Genomic DNA, 14,330 nt, shown 5'->3' with positions numbered 1-14,330 from the left:
TTGTTACTCCGTCAGTGAAAACTGCAAAAGGAAATCACCCCCGCCCAGGGCGCGGATGGAAAGCGGTTGATAATCGGTCAGTGTCGCCATAACTGCGGTCTGATGGGGTTCTGACTTGCTGGTCAGTATCTCCACCACCGAACAACCCGCAGCCTGAGCGGACGCCAGCCCGGCGCGGGAATCTTCAAAGGCAATGCACGCCTGGGGCGGGATGGACAGCCGCTGCGCGCCGAGCAGAAACGGTTGCGGGTGAGGTTTGCCATGCTGAATATCTTCGCTGGTGATCAGCATCGGCGGCGAGGGGAAACCGGCCTGGCGGATACGCGCGGTCGCCACCTTCAGCGACCCGGATGTGACGATGCCCCAGGGAACAGCCAGACGCGTCAGCTGACGCAGCAGCGCCACCGCACCGGCAACCGGCGTAATATCCGCCACGTTGCGCGCTTCATACTCTTCCAGCATGGTAAATTCATGCACAATCGCCTCCGCAGTTGCGCCGGGCAGAAAGTGACGCAGCGTCGCCATCGCCGGTTTGCCATGTAAAAAACGCCGCACGGCTTCGCTATCCAGTCCCTGGCTTTCTGACCATCTTTTCCATGACTTTTCAACGAAATTCAGCGAATTAACCAATGTCCCATCTAAGTCGAATAATAACCCCTGGCATTGCATATTTTGTTCCCTGGGTGATGGCGAAAAGAGAATGCGCCATTTTAAGCCCAGGCAGGGCATAGCGATAAATGGTAATAAAGTCGCTTATATAGTTATTTTGTGATGTTGTTTTTTTAATTATAAATATTGTGATTTCGATCTCATTAGCGAAATGTGAAAGATATCTTTATTTAATTGATAAAAAACAATGAGATATATATTGTTTTGTCCGAAAGTTAAAATATGACAGAAGTCACAAAAATAAAGGCAGGTTCTTTTTATCGAGCATAAGTAACAATTTTTCTATATTAACTCCCCGCCGAAACAGCAAGGATTTAACCATGCAAGGTGAGCTGTTCAGCAGACTCACCGGATAGGATGAGAAAGACGATTCGGCTTTCGGGAGTGGCTATGTCTGAACTGATAACTTATCAATGTGAGCTGAAGGAAGGCATTCATGCACGGCCCGCCGGGCATATTGAACGCTTGTGCAATACTTTTCAGTCGGAAGTGACGTGGAAGAACACCAGGACCGGTTTACAGGGCAATGCCAAAAGCGCGTTGTCGATTGTCGCCACCGATACGCTGTGGAACGATGAATGTCATATCACGCTGAGCGGTGATGATGAATTTGACGCTTCATTGCAACTAACGGATTTACTGGCCAAATTACCCAGCTTTGAAACGCCGATCCAGGCCGAAGCAAGCGCAACGGCAACGGGCTATTTGCCGCGTTCCCTGCGCGAAACCCGCCCGCAGTGCCTGGCGGGTACACGCATCAGCGGCGGGGTCGCCATTGCCCGTCCGGTGGTGGTGCAAAGCCTGAGTTTTGACGAGCTATTGACGCGCGGTCCAGCCAGCGTCACCACGGCGGCGCAGGAAAAAGCGCAACTGCTTGATGGGCTGGAAAGCCTGAAACGGGAAAAAGAAGGCGCACTGGCACTGACCACCGGTGTCGAGCACGATATTACCCAGGCGCATCTGTCGATCATCACCGATATCGCTTTCCAGGAAAATATCGCCGAATACATTGGCGCGCATAAAACCGCGTGGACCGCGATTGTGCAGGCGGCGATGGATTTCTGTGACATCCTCAACCAGTCCTCCAGCAAATATATTAAAGAGCGCACCCTCGATGTGCTCGATATTACCGTTCAACTGCTGACCCATATTTACGGCGAAGATGTGTTGCCGCGCAGCACGCTGGAATTGCGTGAACCGGCGATTGTCTTCGCCAGCAGCCTGACGCCGAGTAAATTTCTCGGCATCAACAAGGATTATTTAGCCGGTCTGGTGCTGAGCGCGACCGGTAAAACCTCGCACACCGCCATCCTTGCCCGTTCGCTTGGCATTCCGACGCTGACCGACATTGATTTTTCCGCGCTGGCGCTGCCATCCGGCGAGGAGATGGTGATTGACGGCGATCTCGGCATCATCATCCCCGCTCCGAATGCCAGCACGTTGCGTTATTACCGCAATGAAATCCAGCTGCGCCAGACCATGCAGCAGACGATGCTGGCCGATGTCAGCCTCGCGGCGGCCACGGCAGACGGGCAGACCATCGCCATCGCGGCAAATATCGCCAGCCTGGCGGAGGCCGAAGCGGCGTTTCGTAACGGCGCAGAAGGGGTGGGGCTGTTTCGCACCGAAATGTCGTTTATGGATCGCGCCACGCCGCCAACGCTGGCGGAGCTTGCCACGCTTTATACCGAGGTTGTCAGACTCGCTGACGGCAAGCCGGTGATTTTCCGCACCTTTGATATCGGCGGTGATAAACCGGTGGAGTACCTCAGCATTGGCGAAGAGGAAAATCCGTTCCTTGGCTACCGTGCCGTGCGGACCTATCCGCGCTATCTCGAGCTGTTCAAAATGCAGCTGCGCGCCATTCTCACCGCCTCTGCCGCGGGCGACGCGCGCATTATGATTCCGATGATCGCCAGTGTTGACGAGGTGATCTGGTGCCGGGAGATCGTGCAGCAGGTGCAGCAGGAGATGACTGCGCAGCAGCAGCCGTACCGGCACGGGATCGAGATGGGCGTGATGCTGGAGGTGCCGTCGGTGCTGTTCGCCGTGGCGGAAATTGCCGAACACGCCGATTTCTTCAGCGTCGGCAGCAACGACCTGACGCAATATTTCTTCGCCGCCGACCGTGGTAATCCGCAGGTGGAAAGCGTCTACGACAATTATTCCCCGGCCTTTTTACGCGCGATGAAATTCGCCGCTGACGAAGTCCATCGCAGCGGAAAATGGATTGGCATCTGCGGCGAGCTGGGTGCCAGCAAAGACTTCCTGCCGCTATTTGTCGGCATGGGATTTGATGAATTAAGTATGAGTAACGCCGCGGTTCCGCTGGTAAAACACGCCCTGCGGGAATTAGATCGCACGAAATGTCAGAGGCTGGTGAATACCATTCTGGCGGCTAAATCTCCGGCGCAGGTAAAAGCGCAGCTTGAATATCCTGATGTAAAAGAAATAGCCACAAAACCCATCTTAGGTCGCGAATTTATGTTGTGCGATCTGGCGGCCAGCGATCGCAACGAAGTGATTAAACAACTCGCCGATAATCTCTGGTTGCAGCAGCGTACCGATAGTCGTGAGAAATTATGTGATGACCTGTGGGCGCGGGAAGACTCCTTTCCCACGGCGGTTGGTTTTGGTTTCGCCATTCCCCATACCCGATCCGAGCATATTAATTACTCCACCATCAGCGTGGCGAAATTAGCTGCGCCGGTCATCTGGGGCGAACAACAGGTGGATACGGTATTTATGTTAACCATCAGTAAATCAGCCGGTGATAACCAACATATGAAGTATTTCTCCACGCTGGCCAGAAAACTCATGAATGAGGAATTCAGAAATGAAATAAAGAAAGCATTCACCTCCGATGCACTCTACAACCTTATAGTCAGAACACTAGAAGTCTGAATATAAATATATCAGCCACCTCCATTTAAGCTGAGGTTCGTATGTTTAAACTATTAAAAAATACCAAAAGACACTTTATGACGGGCGTGTCTTATATGATTCCTTTTGTCGTGGCGGGCGGTGTATTACTGGCCCTCGCCGTGATGTTCAGCGGCAAAGCCGCGCTGCCAGACCACGGTATTCTTAAAGCGATGTCGCAGATCGGCATCGCCGGATTAACGCTGTTTATCCCGATCCTCGCCGGTTTTATCGCCTATTCCATGGTGGAAAAACCCGGTATCGCGCCGGGCGCCATCGGTGGTCTGCTCGCCAATCAGATGGGCGCGGGTTTCCTCGGCGGGATGCTGGCCGGGATTATCGCCGGTCTGGTGGTGTATGCTCTGCTGCAACTGATTGCTAAGCTGAAAATCCCCGATTTTCTGCGCCTGATTCTCCCCATCTTTATTATCCCGCTGGTCGGCACCTTTATTACCGGGATGGCGATTTACTACGTGATCGGCGATCCGGTGGCATGGGTGATGAAAGAGCTGAGCGTCTGGCTGGCCGGTATGCAGGGCGCATCCTTCCTCGTGCTCGGCACCATTCTGGGCTGCATGATCACCTTTGATATGGGCGGCCCGATGAACAAAACCGCCTTCTTCTTCGCGGTGGCGCTGATCACCACCAACCCACAGCTGATGGCTGCCGTCGCGGCGCCGGTCTGTACCCCACCGCTGGGGATGGCGCTGGCTACCTTCCTGTTCAAAGGCATTTTCAATGACGAAGAACGTGCGGCCGGTAAACCTGCTTTCATCATGGGCTGCATCGGTATCAGCGAAGGCGCCATTCCTTTCGCCGCGTCAGATCCGATGCGCGTTATCCCGGCCAACATGATCGGCGGCGCGGTCGCTGCAATCGTCTCCCTGTGGTTTGGCGCAACCAACGCGGCGCCCTGGGGCGGGCTGATTGTACTGCCGATTATCGGTAATCCGGTGGGTTATGTGATCGCCATTATCGCTGGCGCCCTCACCACCGCAGTCGCAGTAAAAGTTCTGAAAACGGTAATGAAATCGAAGGCTTCGATGAAACATGACAGCGATGACCTCGACATCTCTTTTGACTGAAAACGCAGGAGTTAGTATGAAAAACACACTGAAACAATATGTCGATTACATCGTCAAAGGCGGCAAATCAACCATGCTGGGTATCGGACCCATGTCGCCCGCGCTGATCCAGGCCTGTTTTGAACTGGGGAAAGAGAAAGATCTGCCGCTGATGTTTATCGCCAGCCGCAACCAGGTGGATGCCGATGAATTTGGCGCGGGTTATGTGAATAACTGGGATCAGTTCCGCTTCGCGGCAGACCTGAAAGCGATGGCGGAAAAAGTGGGCTTCGACGGCGACTATTTCCTCTGCCGTGACCACGGCGGCCCGTGGCAGCGCGATAAAGAGCGTAAAGATCATATCCCGGAAGCCGAAGCGATGGCGCTGGCGCGTCGCTCCTATACCGTGGATATGGATGCCGGCTTTGACCTGCTGCATATCGATCCGACGAAAGACCCGTACGTGGTGGGTAAAGTGATCGATATCGAACTGGTGCTGAGCCGCACCGTCGAACTGATCCGCTTCTGCGAAGATTATCGTAAGCAGCACAACCTGAAAGAGTTCTTCTACGAAGTGGGTACGGAAGAGACCAACGGCGGCCTGACGGATGTCAGCGCCTATGAAGGTTTTATCGTCGAGCTGAGTCAACGTCTGCGTAACGAGGGGCTGCCGCAGCCGCTGTTTATCGTTGGTCAGACCGGTACGCTGACGCGCCTGACCCGTAACGTCGGCCACTTTAATGACAGCCAGTCTGCCGAGCTGTCCGCCATCAGCACCCGCTACGGCGTTGGTCTGAAGGAGCACAACGGCGACTACCTGCCGGACGAGATTCTGCTGAAACATCCGGGGCTGGGGATTACCGCGATGAACGTGGCACCGGCTTACGGCACCTGGGAAACCCGTGCTTACCTGAAGCTGAGTGAAGTGGAGCAGGATCTGGCGGCGAAGGGCTTTATTAAATCAGCCTCCGATTTGAAAAATGTTCTGACCCGCGAATGTGTCATCAGCCATAAATGGGAAAAATGGATGACGGATGAACACAAAAATAAATCTGAGGAGCAAATCTTTAGCGACCCCGCGCTGCTAAAAGAAATTCTCGAACTCAGCGGGCATTATAATTACGAAAAACCGGATGTGGTTAAAGAGATGCAAAAGATGTTCGCCAATCTTAAATCATTCGGCGTAGAACCTGAGCGTTACGTGGTGAATAAAATTAAAGACGGCATTCAGAATGAAGCCGAGTGCTTTAATATGCCAGGACTGACTTCACGCGTTGCCGCCGCAAAATAATCTTGCCATAAGGTTAAATATCATGACTATTCTGGTCGCAGTAACCGCCTGCCCGACAGGCGTGGCACATACTTATATGGCTGCGGAATCGTTATTAATTGCCGCGAAAAAGAAAGGTTGGGAAATTAAAGTCGAAACGCAGGGCGCGACGGGTGTTGAAAATGAACTCTCTGCGGTCGATATTAATAACGCCGATATGGTTATTCTGACCAATGATGTCACCATTAAAAATGAAAGCCGATTTTCCAGTAAAAGAATCGTGCGTGTAGGCGCCAATGCGGCGGTCCGACATGCAGATAAAATTATGCAGAAAATCGCGGAAAATCTTGGTGTAAATTAATCCATAACCAGAAGCGGGCCCCTTCTTGTTATTTTAATTCTGTTCCGATAGTTAACAGGTAATCTTATGAACCAGCTTGAACAATTAAAGCAGGCTACCACTATTGTCGCCGATAGCGGCGATATCGACAGTATTATTGCTTATCAACCTGAAGATGCGACGACCAATCCATCACTGATTTATAAAGCGGCGCAATTGCCGCAATATCAACCATTGGTGGCGGAGGCCGTCACGGCGGTGCAATCGCGTCAGGGTAACCAGGAGACACTGCTGAGCGGGATCGCCGATTATCTGGCTGTCAGCATCGGGGCGCTGATTCTGCAACAGATTCCGGGGCGTATTTCCACCGAGGTGGATGCGCGGCTGTCATTTGATAGCGAGGCCAGCATTGCCAAAGCACGGGAAATTATCGCGCTCTATCAGGAAAAGGGCGTCGATAAACAGCGGGTGCTGATTAAACTGGCTGCGACCTGGCAGGGCATTCGCGCGGCGGAAGTGCTGGAGCGCGAGGGGATTAAATGCAACCTGACGCTGCTGTTCTCCTTTGCCCAGGCGCGCGCCTGCGCGGATGCGGGCGTGTTTCTGATTTCGCCGTTTGTCGGACGCATTTATGACTGGTATCGCCAGAAAAATCCTGACGTCGTTTACGACGCCAGCAACGATCCTGGCGTGGAGTCGGTACGCAAGATTTACCAGTTTTATAAGATGCACGATTACCAGACGGTGGTGATGGGCGCGAGTTTCCGTACCACGCAACAGGTGCTGGCACTGAACGGCTGCGACCGCCTGACGGTTTCTCCGCAGCTGCTGGATAAGCTCAAAAACAGCGAGGGCGCGATCCCGGCGGCGCTGCGTTACGACGGCCCGGTTCAGGCCCGACCGGCAGCGCTGAGTGAAGCCGGGTTCTACTGGTCGCACAATCAGGATGCGATGGCGGTAGAGAAACTGGCGGAGGGGATTCGTCTGTTCGCGGCAGACCAGAACAACCTTGAAGCGCTGCTCAGCCAGCATCTTTAGCAGGAAGGCGCGGAAAGGGGTGAGTAACGCATTGTTTAGCCTGGATAACGTTGCTACGATCCTGTCCCTCTTTGATGCGTATGCGGGCCAATAATGAGTGCATTCATACAGTCGATACTCAGCGAATTCAATAACCTGTGCAGCAGCGCTGATTCCGTTCTGGTGGCGAACGGCAACGCCCAGCCGCCGGCGATGGCGTATCATCTGCATGTGCCGCGCATCGAGCTGACGGTCAAAGGTGTGTTTAGTATGCTGATCCCGAAGGGCGACGAACGTATCGTGAAATTCGATCGTCCGGTAGGCACCATTACCTACATTCCGGCCAACGGCTGGAATTTCCCGCAGTGGTCCGCCCCGGTTATTTCGCTATCGATTGTGTTCTGGAAGCAGGATATCGGGTTTAGCATCATCAACTGGGACGGCAACCAGTTTAAAGAAGTGGATAAATTTACCCTGCAAAATACCAGCAGCACGGTGCGCGATACGCTGCTGGAACTGGCGGAGTCGCTGGCGTGGGCGCAGGATAAAACCGGCGAGACCTTTTCCCATATTATCTACGCTCTGCTCAGCGATATTGCTTATCAACTCTCGGATGTTTCACGGGAGAAGAAAAGTCAGGTGACGTTGATTGACGAAATTAAACTTTATATTAGCCATAACTTTCATAAGGACATCAGTCGGGAAAGCGTTGCCAGCGTTTTTAATATCTCCCCCGGATATTTATCTCGCCTGTTTTCAAAAGATGCGGAAGTGAAGTTTAACGAATATTTAAAAGCCACCCGCATATCGCGTTCCCGTACGCTGCTGACCAGTACCTTGCTGAAAATTAACGAAGTTTCAGAGCGTTGCGGTTTTACGGACACCAACTATTTCTGCAAGGTATTCAGGGAGATAAATGATTGTACTCCGCTTGAGTACAGAAGAAGAAATAAGGAAATTAACCCGGTTTAACAGGTTCTCACGGAGGCGCTATGTCACAGGTAAAAACCGAACATAAGATCACTATCGTAGCCGTTACTGCATGCGCCACGGGAGTTGCCCATACCTATATGGCGGCCGAACAGCTGGAAAGAATTGCCAAAGATCATCATCTGGCGATTAAAATCGAAACCCAGGGGGTACTGGGTATTAAAAATAAAATTACCGAAAAAGATCTCGCGCTGGCTGACCTGGCGATCCTCGCCTCCGATATTACCATCGACGATTTCGCCCGCTTTGACGGCTGTCGGGTGATTAATGTGCGTATCAGCTCGCTACTGCTCAAACCCGCCGAACTGCTGGCGGCGATTAAAAAGATCCTGCATCAGCCGAAAGGCAAAGTGATGGATATCTGATCCAGCCCGATATCCATCACCCGCCTGCATATTAATCGGCTAACTGACCCGATACCGACATTTTCACACTCTTTTGATCTCTTGGGAAAAAGACGGCAGCCGTCAGACTGATTGCTGACACGGCGAACATGTAATATCCCGGCGCAACAACGCCCCATGTGTGCGACAGCCAGGTGACGATAAAGGGCGAGAATCCACCAAAAGTCATGGTTGCCAGGTTGTAGCTGATGGAGAGCGAGGTAACCCGGCTTTCCACCGGAAACAGCAGCGTCAGCATGGTAGGCATGGTGGCGAACTGACCCGCCAGACAAATCCCCAGAATCAGCTGCATCACGAACAGATTACTGGGATCTGCGCTACTCACCAGCCATTTAAACAGCGGCATAACCAGCACAAAATACGCCAGGGTTGAGGCAATAAACAGGCGTTTTCTGCCAATTTTGTCGCCCAACATGCCCAGTAACGGAATCAGAACCGCCATCATCACCACCACGGCAATCTGAATATTGAGTACGGTGCCGATCGGCATTGCGAGTTGTTTACTGGCAAAACCAGGCATATTGATGAGCAGCACGTAAAAACTGACGGTACCGCTGACCACCAATCCGAAGCCTTTCAGGATATTCTTCACGTCAAAGCGGCGAGCAGCCGGAAGTTTGGTTTCTGCTTTTTTTACCGTGGTAAATTCTTCCGATTCAACCAGGTTATTACGGATCCAGATACCCACCGGGCAGATCACCAGTCCCACTGCAAACGCGACGCGCCATCCCCAACTATCAACGCTGCCTTCAGGGAGTTTGAAAATTAATCCGGAGATCAGTGACGCCAAAATAACGGCAAAACACTGTCCGAATAATTGCCAGGAGCCATAATAGGTGCGTTTGCTTTCGTCTGAACCTTCAACCAGATACGAGGTAGAGCTGGCATATTCGCCGCCCGTCGCAAACCCCTGCAACAAACGGGCAATGATCAAAAGCACCGGCGCGGCGATACCTATCTGCTGATAAGAAGGCGTTACCACGAAAATAAATACTGCGGCGAACATAATCCAGATAATTAATTGCAGCGCCTGTTTACGGCCATATTTGTCTGCAAACATACCGATTAAGATCCCGCCAATTGGACGGGTAAAGAAGCCAACGCCAAAGGTGGCGAGGGAAATCATCAATGAGCTGTATTCATTGGCGGAAGGAAAAAATTCGCGTGCAATAACGGCAGCAAAGAAACCATAAATAAGGAAGTCATACCATTCCAGGACGTTGCCAATTGTCCCGGCGATAATCTTTTTACGATTAGCCATGTTGAACCCCTGCTTAATAATCTGAATGAATTAACCGACACACGCGCTGAATTGAATGGTGGGCGGCAATTTGCTTAATTTTCCTTGCCATGCACCTTCATATGCATAAGCAAGCCGGAGAACATCCATATCGCACTGAGGTTTTCCAATTATCTGAACGCCAGCAGGCAGCCCCGCTTCATTAAATCCAGCAGGCACGCTGGCGACCGGGCAGCCTGTTAAGCTGCCGTAGATAGTGACTTCCATCCAGCGATGGTAGGTATCCATGGTTTTTCCCGCGATCTGGCTGGGCCAGTGGAGGGATTTATCGAAGGGGAACACCTGGGTTGCAGGTAAAACCAGGTAGTCAAACTCGTCGAACAGAGCCAGCATGGCGCGGTAAAAGCCGGTTCTGACCGACGAGGCGTGCAGTAATTGCGTGGCGCTAAGCGCCAGACCGTTTTCAATTTCCCAGATCGCTTCCGGCTTTAGCCATTTTCTCTTTTCGCTATCTGAATAAAGAGGAGATAAAGCATGGGCAACCGAGGCTTGTCTTAAATGGCACCAGGCTTGCCAGACGGCGGACAAATCCGCCTCCAGCGTGGCATTGGTGACATGGCATCCGAGTGAAGAGAGGACGCTCAGGGCGCGGCTGCACAGCGGCAGGATGCCCGCTTCAAGCGGTAAATGACCATTAAGGTCGCCGAGCCAGCCCACTTTCAGGCCACGGCAGTCTGATTCCAGTGCGGCAGTAAATTCCGACCCATCGCCATTCATTGACAGCGGGGCGCGATTATCTCTGCCCGCCAGCGTGGAGAGCAGCAGAGCGACATCCTGCACGCAGCGGCCCATGGGGCCTTCGCACGCCATTTGATTGAAAAAAAGTTCGCTGGTTTCGCTCAGCGGGACACGTCCCTGAGAGGGGCGAAAGCCATAAATATTGTTAAATGCGGCGGGATTACGCAACGACCCCATCATATCGCTGCCATCAGCAACAGGCAGCATGTACATGGCGAGGGCAGATGCGGTTCCGCCACTGCTGCCACCGGCCGTCAGGGTATGGTTCCAGGCGTTGGCGGTGGTGCCAAATACGCTGTTATAGGTTTGCGACCCCAGCCCGAATTCTGGCGTGTTAGTTTTGCCAATAATAATGGCGCCCTGAGATTTGATTCTCTCGACGATCAGCGAGTCTTTTGCCGGAATATGATCGGCAAAAGCCGCAGAACCGAGCGTGGTGGTGATGCCTTTCGTTAGCGCCAGATCTTTAATGGCAAAAGGAAATCCATGTAACCAGCCCTGATATTCGCCATTCAGCAATTGCTGATCTTTTTCATCTGCTTCTTTTAATAATGAATTTCTGTCACGCAGGCTGACGATAGCGTTGACCAGGGGATTCGTGTTGTCGATATGGTCCAGATAAATCTCCATCACCCTGCGGCAGGAAATTTGTTTATTTTTAATCATTGCTGAAAGGTCATAAGCATTCAGCAATAAAATATTCACTTCATCGCACATAAGCTCCCCTGTCTGAATTCATATTCATGGCCGGTCTGTTACTCAAGAATAGCCATAAAAATGTTGCATACTCAACATTTAAATGTGGAAAGTCAGTGGCTTTCTGATTGCTCACCGATGGGGCACCAAACCGGTGCGATTCGCCTGTGTTTTTTTATAATAAATTCATCGTATTGAATTTATTTATCCGCATTTTATCTTCTGCCTGTCAGCCGCCTCTCGGCATCATGCTCTTTTTAAGTGCATGACCGGGAAGGTAAAAACATATCCGGTTTATGAAAGTGAGTTATCTGTATGATTAATTTAGTTTTGTTGTGAATTTTTTTGCTGTGGTTTCCTCTGCGCAGGCTTCCCTGATGGGCGATTTACGGTTTTCGTCAAAAGGAGCTTGAAAAAAAACAAACCACAACATAAAAATGTTGTACTTGCATCAAAATGGGGAAAGTCATGGTTTATAACAATGCTTATCTGGAACGTCTTCAGGCGGGTCTTATGCCGCTGCTTCCGCAATGGGGGATGACGGACACCGCCGCGCTGACGCTGTTAACGTTCTCAGAGAACGCCACATTTATGGCGCAGGATGCGGTTACAGCACGCCAGCTGATCCTGCGTGTGCACCGACCTGGTTACAGCACGCCGCAGGAGATCAGCGCCGAGCTGGCCTGGCTCCATGCCGTGAAAGAGCAGGGGGATATCAACGTTGCGGCCTCTGTACCCATGCTGAATGGTGAACATATTGCTGAGCTGCGAGACGGGGAGTCGTCAACCTGGGTGGTCGCGTTTGAATTTGTCGCAGGCTGTGAGCCGGGTAATGCGGTGGATTTGCGTCACTGGTATCAGCGGCTTGGAGAAACGGCGGGCCATCTGCATCGACATAGTCAGGAATGGCGTCGACCCGTGAGTTTCACCCGTAAAACCTGGTGCTTCGATACCATCATTGGCCCGCAGAGCTTTTGGGGCAGCTGGCGTGCGCAACACCCTTTCACGGTCAGTGAAATGGCCTTGCTGACGCAGGTTGAAGAGGACATCAGCAACAAGCTCGCAGCCTATGGCACTGCCGCAGATCGCTACGGCCTGGTCCATTGTGACATGCGGTTAGCCAACCTGTTGATTGAGGGCGATAAGCTGACCGTTATCGATTTTGATGACTGCGGGATCTGTTGGTTTGGCTGGGATTTTGCCACCGCAGTGAGCTTTATCGAGGATGACCCGCGCCTGAGTGATTACTGTCGCGCCTGGGTCGCAGGCTACCGGACGGTGCGTGATTTCTCCTCGGGCGACGAAGAAATGCTGCCGGTGCTGGTGATGCTGCGTCGTCTGCAACTGACGGCCTGGATTGCCAGTCATGCTGAAACCCCCACCGCACAACAACTGAAGGCTGGCTGGGGCGAGAAGACGCTGATGCTGGCGCAGAAATACCTGAATAACCAGCTGGTTAACGTTGAGAACTTACAGGACGCCTGCTATGACCGCTAAAAAACCGATTCTTGGCCTTAACCGTTTCGAGTTTGACGCCAGCCAGCAGACGGATGAGCCGCTGCTGGCCCATATCGCGCGCCGTCAGCACACCCAGGGCGTCTCCTCGGTGCTGTTTTATCAGCAGCCGATTGAAATGGTCAGCGCACGCGGCTGCTGGATGACCGATGTGAATGGCAATCGTTATCTCGATATGTACAACAACGTTCCCAGCGTCGGCCACTGCCATCCGCGCGTCGTCGAGGCGATGGCGCAACAGGCTGGGGCTTTAAATACCAATACGCGATATCTGTTTTCGGTACTGGAGAATTATTCGGAAGCCTTACTGGCGACATTTCCTGCTTATCTCTCAAACGTGGTCTTCACCTGCACAGGCAGTGAAAGCAATGACATTGCTTTGCGAATGGCGCGGATGGTGAGCGGAAAACAGGGGATTATCGTCACTGAGAATGCCTACCACGGCAACACGACGGCGGTGATGGAGGTTTCACCCTCCGGGCATAAGCAGCAGAGGCTTCCGCCTTATGTCAGGACGATACCGGCACCCGATGTCCGTTCCCTGCTGCCAGGGCAGACGTTAGCGGACAAATTCACCCAGGACGTCCGGCTGGCCGTTTCGTCACTGGATGAAGCCGGTTTTGGCTGTGCTGCCCTGATGGTGGACACCATATTTTCCAGTGATGGCGTCTACGCCGATCCCACTGGTTTTCTTGCGGGCGCTGTCGGGGTTGTTCAACGGCAGGGAGGGCTGTTTATCGCTGATGAGGTGCAGCCGGGATTCGGCCGAACGGGGTCAGATTACTGGTGCTTCCAGCGTCACGGTATTGAGCCGGACATTGTCACCCTGGGCAAACCGATGGGGAACGGTTATCCGATGTCTGCGGTCATCACACGCCCGGCCATACTGGCAAGGTTCAGCCAGGATGCGGAGTACTTCAATACCTTTGGCGGCAATCCTGTGGCGGCGGCCGTGGGGATGAGTGTCTTACAGGTGATTAAAGACGAGGCGCTATTAGATAACGCCCGAATTAACGGTGAGTATCTGCGGCAGGGATTACGGAATATTGCCACTGAGTTTGCTGCGGTGGCTGACATCCGTGGTGCCGGATTATTTAATGCCGTTGAATTTACCGATCTGGAAAATGGACAACCCGCCACCCAGCTGACACGCAGTGTCATTAACGAACTGAGGCAGGAAGGGGTCTTAATTGGGGCGGCGGGGGCTTATGGCGACTGCCTGAAAATTCGTTCGCCATTATGTTTTAGTGCCGATGATGCCGATTTTTTCTTAGACAAGTTGATGAGGGTGCTGCGCCGCTTGCGTGGGTAAGAAAACCCGCATCCGGTTGTCTGGTGATATACTCCCGGTCCGGCCACCGGACCCATTCAGCAGAACGTCTCATAAAGAGTTGATCAGCCAGTT

General features: G+C 52.6%; 12 protein-coding genes. 9 read left to right on the top strand and 3 right to left on the bottom strand.

Annotated features, from left to right (window positions below; translation table 11 throughout):
* Positions 1-3 precede the first annotated feature (3 nt).
* Positions 4-669 carry an HAD-IA family hydrolase gene (locus AC6I8V_RS18985; protein WP_497843719.1) on the bottom strand — a complete coding sequence of 222 codons (666 nt, stop codon included), beginning with the start codon at positions 667-669 and terminating at the stop codon, positions 4-6.
* Between the two features lie 390 nt (positions 670-1,059).
* On the opposite strand from AC6I8V_RS18985, the gene ptsP reads away from it, so the two are divergent.
* From ptsP to AC6I8V_RS18950, 7 genes are all read left to right on the top strand, one after another.
* On the top strand, positions 1,060-3,573 hold the full coding sequence (ptsP, locus tag AC6I8V_RS18980; protein ID WP_497843718.1) for a phosphoenolpyruvate--protein phosphotransferase: 2,514 nt from the start codon (positions 1,060-1,062) through the stop codon (positions 3,571-3,573).
* Positions 3,574-3,614: 41 nt separating this feature from the next.
* Positions 3,615-4,676 (top strand): PTS fructose transporter subunit IIC, encoded by a 1,062-nt coding sequence (locus AC6I8V_RS18975; RefSeq protein WP_497843717.1) that lies wholly within the window; start codon positions 3,615-3,617, stop codon positions 4,674-4,676.
* A gap of 16 nt (positions 4,677-4,692) precedes the next feature.
* Positions 4,693-5,946: a class II D-tagatose-bisphosphate aldolase non-catalytic subunit gene (locus AC6I8V_RS18970; protein WP_497843716.1), complete on the top strand. Its 1,254-nt coding sequence runs from the start codon at positions 4,693-4,695 to the stop codon at positions 5,944-5,946.
* A 22-nt stretch (positions 5,947-5,968) separates the two neighbouring features.
* Positions 5,969-6,286, top strand: coding sequence for a PTS fructose-like transporter subunit IIB (locus AC6I8V_RS18965; protein WP_497843715.1), 318 nt, complete (start codon positions 5,969-5,971; stop codon positions 6,284-6,286).
* Positions 6,287-6,352: 66 nt separating this feature from the next.
* Positions 6,353-7,303, top strand: coding sequence for a transaldolase (gene tal / locus AC6I8V_RS18960; protein ID WP_497843714.1), 951 nt, complete (start codon positions 6,353-6,355; stop codon positions 7,301-7,303).
* Between the two features lie 93 nt (positions 7,304-7,396).
* Entirely contained in the window at positions 7,397-8,254 is an 858-nt protein-coding gene (locus AC6I8V_RS18955; RefSeq protein ID WP_497843713.1) for a helix-turn-helix transcriptional regulator, read from the top strand.
* Between the two features lie 20 nt (positions 8,255-8,274).
* Positions 8,275-8,637, top strand: a complete 363-nt coding sequence (locus AC6I8V_RS18950; protein ID WP_497843712.1) for a PTS fructose transporter subunit IIB — start codon at positions 8,275-8,277, stop codon at positions 8,635-8,637.
* A 31-nt stretch (positions 8,638-8,668) separates the two neighbouring features.
* On the opposite strand, the gene AC6I8V_RS18945 is transcribed toward AC6I8V_RS18950, so the two are convergent.
* Positions 8,669-9,937 (bottom strand): MFS transporter, encoded by a 1,269-nt coding sequence (locus AC6I8V_RS18945; RefSeq protein ID WP_497843711.1) that lies wholly within the window; start codon positions 9,935-9,937, stop codon positions 8,669-8,671.
* A gap of 30 nt (positions 9,938-9,967) precedes the next feature.
* The gene (locus AC6I8V_RS18940; RefSeq protein WP_497843710.1) at positions 9,968-11,431 is read right to left on the bottom strand and encodes an amidase; all 1,464 of its coding nucleotides are present in this window, start codon (positions 11,429-11,431) and stop codon (positions 9,968-9,970) included.
* A 447-nt stretch (positions 11,432-11,878) separates the two neighbouring features.
* On the opposite strand from AC6I8V_RS18940, the gene AC6I8V_RS18935 reads away from it, so the two are divergent.
* Both AC6I8V_RS18935 and AC6I8V_RS18930 read left to right on the top strand, forming a co-directional pair.
* Positions 11,879-12,907 carry a phosphotransferase enzyme family protein gene (locus tag AC6I8V_RS18935; RefSeq protein ID WP_497843709.1) on the top strand — a complete coding sequence of 343 codons (1,029 nt, stop codon included), beginning with the start codon at positions 11,879-11,881 and terminating at the stop codon, positions 12,905-12,907.
* Entirely contained in the window at positions 12,897-14,237 is a 1,341-nt protein-coding gene (locus AC6I8V_RS18930; RefSeq protein WP_497843708.1) for an aspartate aminotransferase family protein, read from the top strand. The genes AC6I8V_RS18935 and AC6I8V_RS18930 overlap by 11 nt, the downstream gene beginning before the upstream one ends.
* Positions 14,238-14,330 lie beyond the last annotated feature (93 nt).

This window comes from Pantoea sp. X-Soil-TKNS-1207 (genome assembly GCF_059730485.1).
This window is presented reverse-complemented; position numbering and strand designations above follow the sequence as displayed.

What these genes read in the sequence shown, in the direction of transcription:
- AC6I8V_RS18970 (WP_497843716.1), top strand. Translation starts at nt 4,693, where the DNA reads ATGAAAAACACACTGAAACAATATGTCGATTACATCGTCAAAGGCGGC.
- AC6I8V_RS18950 (WP_497843712.1), top strand. Translation starts at nt 8,275, where the DNA reads ATGTCACAGGTAAAAACCGAACATAAGATCACTATCGTAGCCGTTACT.
- AC6I8V_RS18955 (WP_497843713.1), top strand. Translation starts at nt 7,397, where the DNA reads ATGAGTGCATTCATACAGTCGATACTCAGCGAATTCAATAACCTGTGC.
- ptsP (WP_497843718.1), top strand. Translation starts at nt 1,060, where the DNA reads ATGTCTGAACTGATAACTTATCAATGTGAGCTGAAGGAAGGCATTCAT.
- AC6I8V_RS18935 (WP_497843709.1), top strand. Translation starts at nt 11,879, where the DNA reads ATGGTTTATAACAATGCTTATCTGGAACGTCTTCAGGCGGGTCTTATG.
- AC6I8V_RS18930 (WP_497843708.1), top strand. Translation starts at nt 12,897, where the DNA reads ATGACCGCTAAAAAACCGATTCTTGGCCTTAACCGTTTCGAGTTTGAC.
- AC6I8V_RS18945 (WP_497843711.1), bottom strand. Translation starts at nt 9,937, where the DNA reads ATGGCTAATCGTAAAAAGATTATCGCCGGGACAATTGGCAACGTCCTG.
- AC6I8V_RS18940 (WP_497843710.1), bottom strand. Translation starts at nt 11,431, where the DNA reads ATGTGCGATGAAGTGAATATTTTATTGCTGAATGCTTATGACCTTTCA.
- AC6I8V_RS18985 (WP_497843719.1), bottom strand. Translation starts at nt 669, where the DNA reads ATGCAATGCCAGGGGTTATTATTCGACTTAGATGGGACATTGGTTAAT.
- tal (WP_497843714.1), top strand. Translation starts at nt 6,353, where the DNA reads ATGAACCAGCTTGAACAATTAAAGCAGGCTACCACTATTGTCGCCGAT.
- AC6I8V_RS18975 (WP_497843717.1), top strand. Translation starts at nt 3,615, where the DNA reads ATGTTTAAACTATTAAAAAATACCAAAAGACACTTTATGACGGGCGTG.
- AC6I8V_RS18965 (WP_497843715.1), top strand. Translation starts at nt 5,969, where the DNA reads ATGACTATTCTGGTCGCAGTAACCGCCTGCCCGACAGGCGTGGCACAT.